The 2,374-nt window shown below is 69.9% G+C and carries 3 protein-coding genes; 1 reads left to right on the top strand and 2 read right to left on the bottom strand.

From position 1 onward, the window contains the following. Window positions 1–130: 130 nt before the first annotated feature. Window positions 131–1,021 carry a hypothetical protein gene (locus tag H8R17_RS45210; RefSeq protein WP_187828955.1) on the bottom strand — a complete coding sequence of 297 codons (891 nt, stop codon included), beginning with the start codon at window positions 1,019–1,021 and terminating at the stop codon, window positions 131–133. Between the two features lie 105 nt (window positions 1,022–1,126). Beyond that, window positions 1,127–1,558 carry a hypothetical protein gene (locus tag H8R17_RS45205; protein ID WP_187828954.1) on the bottom strand — a complete coding sequence of 144 codons (432 nt, stop codon included), beginning with the start codon at window positions 1,556–1,558 and terminating at the stop codon, window positions 1,127–1,129. 598 nt (window positions 1,559–2,156) lie between these two features. Here H8R17_RS45205 and H8R17_RS45195 point away from each other — a divergent pair. Beyond that, window positions 2,157–2,306 carry a hypothetical protein gene (locus H8R17_RS45195; RefSeq protein ID WP_187828952.1) on the top strand — a complete coding sequence of 50 codons (150 nt, stop codon included), beginning with the start codon at window positions 2,157–2,159 and terminating at the stop codon, window positions 2,304–2,306. Window positions 2,307–2,374: the final 68 nt, after the last annotated feature.

Below are 2,374 nucleotides of genomic sequence, written 5' to 3'. Positions count from 1 at the left end.
GGGGTGCAAGGACGCGGCGCAGCCCGTCCTTGCACCCCTCCCGCCGAGGGCCCCACACTCGATCGCCGGGATGCGAAGGTGAGAATGCCGACCGCGGCCTGTCCGATCGGCGACGCGGTGGCGAGCGGGGTCACGCGGGAGGGGCGAGGAGCTCGGCGATGGCCGTTTCGCTGTAGTAGGGCGTATCGGCCACCGTGATGACGGGGGCGGGGGCGCTCTTGCGCTTGAGGAGGGTCTTCACCCTCTCTCGGCGCTGCCCGTCCGTGAGCGCGGCGGACGCCGTGGGCAGCCGTTCGGCGATCTGGCTGCGGGAGATCAGACCGCGCTTCGGGAGAACCTCCTCGGCGGCCTGCCGCAGGTAGCGGGCCGCAACGTCGGCGCTCACCCCGAGTTCCTCGGCCAGGGCCAGGCTGGTCAGGGTTTCGCCGCCGTCGAGCGCCGTGTTCAGGCGCCTGATGACCTCCTTGCGGCGGGTGTCCTTGGTGCCGGACTCGGCCGCGATCTCGGCGGGCCGGGGGCCGGTGTATCCCGGACGGGTGGTGTCGTACCACAGGAACCAGTCGGAGACCTCACCGGCGTCGCACGTGCGGTCGAACTCGTCGCGCGGCGGAAACGGGCGCTGGGGGTGGTCCCGGTACTCGGCGGCGAGCAGCCGTACGGCGGTCGGCGTCACACCGCGAAGACGCGCCATGTCAACCCAGCGCCACCGCTCGCCGGGCGTGTAGGGCATGCGATGGGGCTCCGCGGCGAGCCGGGGACCGCGGCTTACTTCCGGCGCCCGCTCGTCGGGGCCGAAGAGCTGCTTGCGCACCCACTGCGCGCCCTCGTCAAAGGGGAAGAGCTGGACGCGCCGCGCACCGGTCCGGGCTGTGTCAGCAAACTCCGGGTCGGCGTCCAGCCAGTTCCGGATCGTCTTCTCGGCGACGCCGCCGAGGTGCGCGAAGTCCTTGCGCGTGAGTTCCTGCGCCTCGCGCCGCAGCTGCGCGAGGCGCTGTTCGAACTGTTCTCTGGTCGTGGTCATCGTGGCTCATCCTGTCTCATGCAAGGCCCTACACTGTCGGATACCTCATGGGTGGTGCCTTGGTGCTGCGCTTGTGGGTTCCAGGGGCCGGCGGCTTTGCCCAAGTCAGCACACTTCGGTGGTGCTGGTACGGACTTCGTCCGTGTCGTCGGCCCCGCTGTCGTCTCCGGAGCCTTCGGCGGTTGTCTGGCGCGCGGCGAACCAGTCGGCAACGGCCTTCGCGCACGCGGCGGCGTGAGCCATGAGGTCCCATCCGGGCTGTGCCTCGTAGACGCGCTCGATGTCGCAGTAGTCCGAGCCGTCGTAGCCCTCGTATGCCATGGCGTACAAGCCGCCCGTGTACTGGGCCGCAGGGCTGCTGACATAGGCGGGGGTGCAGAGAATGATGTGCTCGCTGTCCAGGGCCTTGTCCTGGGGAAGGTGTGGCGGGTGGGCGATCACGAAGTCCTCGTCGAGTTCCAGAAAGCCGGGGACTTCGAGGACGGCCAGGGCGTGCAGCAGTACGGCGGCGACGGGAATGGCGGCAAGGTTGTTCATGGGAGGCGTGCCTTTCGACGTGAGGATGATTGCGTCGCAGGGGCGTCGTGGAGCGGAAGACGGTGGTCAGGCCGTCCGGCTTGAGCAGCCGGGGCCGGTCAGCGGGGCCCGGTGTCTACGGGGCTGAGGACGCCGACGCTGATGGCGAGGGCCTCCACGTCGGTGTCTGTGGGAGGGGCTGCCGCGGCTGTGCGCCGGGGGCGGGCGGCGACCAGGCGCAACCTGGCTGGCGTGACCAGGCGTAGGGCCTGGCGTGCCGCCCGGTCGAAGTCCGCGCCGGGGTCGGCTTGCGTGCTCGCGGTGGTGGATATGGGAAGGCTCCGCTCGTGGGCCGTTCCTGGTGGGCGGACCGGCTTGGTCCGCCCACCAGGAACGGCGTGGGTTCCGGGTCCGCCGCTCGGCTTGCCCTGCCGGACGGTGGACGAGAGGGGTTCGGTCAGCGCGGGAAGGAATCGTTCCGGGTGCTTCCGGGCTTTTCCGGGCGCGGCCGGACAAGCGTGCGGCGCTGATCGGCGTAGGCGATGACTTCTGAGGTGAGCAGGACCGTACGGTCGACCGGGTTCTCCTGGACCTGCCACATGCCACTGCCTTCGTCGCCGTGCGGCCGGAAGTCAACGATGAGCTTCAGGTCCGCCAGGGTGGCCAGGGCGATGTGCGCCTGCTGCTCGGCGCGCGGGAGCTGTTCGAACTTCAGCTGCTTCAGGTCGGCGACGAAGAACCGCAGTCCGTTGAGGAAGTTTCATCGTGATTCGTGCAGGTCAACGGCCCTGGCGTGACGGGCGGTTGGGCTGCTCGCGCATGTCACGAGCGTGATCG

The organism is Streptomyces sp. TRM68367, from assembly GCF_014495685.1.
Classification (GTDB): Bacteria; Actinomycetota; Actinomycetes; order Streptomycetales; family Streptomycetaceae; genus Streptomyces.
This window is presented reverse-complemented; position numbering and strand designations above follow the sequence as displayed.

Coding starts and splice junctions, on each gene's coding strand:
- H8R17_RS45210 (WP_187828955.1), bottom strand. CDS start 1,021: ATGACCACGACCAGAGAACAGTTCGAACAGCGCCTCGCGCAGCTGCGG.
- H8R17_RS45205 (WP_187828954.1), bottom strand. CDS start 1,558: ATGAACAACCTTGCCGCCATTCCCGTCGCCGCCGTACTGCTGCACGCC.